This is a genomic window from Rhodopirellula europaea 6C (assembly GCF_000338295.1).
Classification (GTDB): domain Bacteria; phylum Planctomycetota; class Planctomycetia; order Pirellulales; family Pirellulaceae; genus Rhodopirellula; species Rhodopirellula europaea.
This window is the reverse complement of the sequence record NZ_ANMO01000051.1, coordinates 1-2,016: the sequence shown is the minus strand read 5'-3', so window position 1 is coordinate 2,016 and position 2,016 is coordinate 1. Positions and strand designations below refer to the sequence as shown.

The 2,016-nt window shown below is 57.1% G+C and carries 1 protein-coding gene; it reads left to right on the top strand.

The annotated features are described in order from the left end of the window. Window positions 1-18: 18 nt before the first annotated feature. On the top strand, window positions 19-2,016 hold a 1,998-nt coding region (locus tag RE6C_RS04505; protein WP_039961191.1), incomplete at its 3' end, for a cadherin-like domain-containing protein.

Below are 2,016 nucleotides of genomic sequence, written 5' to 3'. Positions count from 1 at the left end.
AACCTCACGGTCACGCCTGTGAACGATGCACCGGTTGCAGCTGACTTGGACTTGGCGACCAACTTTGATGATCCGATCCCCGCGACGCTGCCGGGTGATCTGGAGCTGAAGATTGTCAATGTTTACTCAGCGATGCCTGCCCCCGGTGACGAGATCTTGGTATCGGAACTTGGTTTCGATGTCGACAGCACGCTGACCCCGGCTTCCTTTGACTTCGGATTCTCCAATCCAACGGCACCTCGTGCTACGGTGACCATCGGCGGCGTCCCCGTGAACCCGGATGTGCTGCTCAGTGATTTAGGAATCACCTACGTTGGAAACAGTGTCGAGGGCATCCTGACGATCAACCCCACGGGATCCTCGGTCATGCAGGGTCTCGCCGCCGGCGAGATCGCGATCGTCAACGTCAAGTTTGATGTCTTTGATGACGAGTCTCTGAACGAAACCGGGAACATCAAGTTCAAGGTGATCGGTGTGAACGAGGCCCCAACGTTGGGACTTGACGGCAGCAATCAACCCATCGGCATTGATGACCAGACCGCGACCGAAGATTCGGCATTTAGTTTGGCCGTTGCCGGCGATGTTTTTGTCGATGTTGACGGCGATCCATTGACGCTCACGGCCACCGGTCTGCCGGGATGGTTATCCTTTGATGGTACAACTTTTACCGGCACACCGGGCAACGATGATGTGACGAGCACACCGGCGACCATCACGGTAACGGCAACCGATCCGTCGGGCGAAATCGTCAGTACGATGTTTGACATCACGGTGGTCAACACCAACGACGCTCCGGAGGTTAGCGGTCCTGTTGACTTGGGCTCGATCCCCGAAGACAGTGCGGGCCGCACGATCACTGCCGCTCAGTTGTTGGCCAACGCCAGCGATATTGATTTGCCTGCACAAACACTCTCTGTCTCTAGCTTGACGCTTGATACCGCTGGGGCCGGTGTGCTGCTGGGAACAGGTCCGTGGACATTCGTTCCCAACCCGAACTTCAATGGTGAGGTTTCGTTCTCCTACGATGTGACTGATTCGGCGACGCCGACCGCCGGAGTGGTATCGGCCACGGCGACGCTTGTGATCACACCCGCCAGTGATTCGGACAACATTGACCCCAATGGAGAGATTGATCCGAGCGGTCTGACGGGAGGAGCCCCTGGCGGTAACCTACTAATCGGAACCGGCATTCCCGGCGACGGTTTGGTCATTGCGACGGACGCGGTGGATGCTCCTGGTCTTGAGATCGCCCTGCGAGCCGACATGCGGTTCGTCGGTCCGGCCCCGGCTCCGCGTGATCCCTCCGACCCGACTCGATTTATTGTTGGAGCTGGCGAGGCCGGTAATGGGCCAAACAGCAACGGAACTTCAGGCGACTTTGATGACAACTGGGCCCGTTGGAACGTGATCGTTGCCATCAATACAGCAACCGATGGCGGGTCGCAGAAGATCGGCGACAGTCGTTTCAGCCTTTCGGTTCGAAACGAGACGACGGGTGAAGTGCTTGGGGAATCGACGCTGCAACAATTGTTGTTGGCTTCGATCGGTCCAGATTTTACTCCGACAGATTTCGCGAACACCAACGCTGGATCGATCTATCAGGGCAGCTTGAACTTCGAAGGCTTGTTCCCAACGGATTTTGATCCGTCGGACTCGGCGGTTTACTCGATCTCTATCACCGCGGAAGATCCTCAAACCGGTTCGCCGCTCGTGGCAAGCCGCATTGAATTGCAAACCAACACGGCACCGGTGGCCGTCAATGATAGCGCCGCGGGCACCGAGGACACTCCTGTAACATTTGCTGCATCGGAAATGTTGGGAAACGACACTGACCCTGACGGCAATATGCTGAGCATCAAGTCCGTCGCCGACGGATCAAACGGCTCGGTCGTGCTCAACGGTGACGGCAGTGTGACGTTCACGCCTGACGCTAATTTCAACGGCGTAGCCGACTTCACTTACGTCGCCACCGATGGTCTAACTTTTGAGGGTGACAGCGATCCAGCAACCGTGATG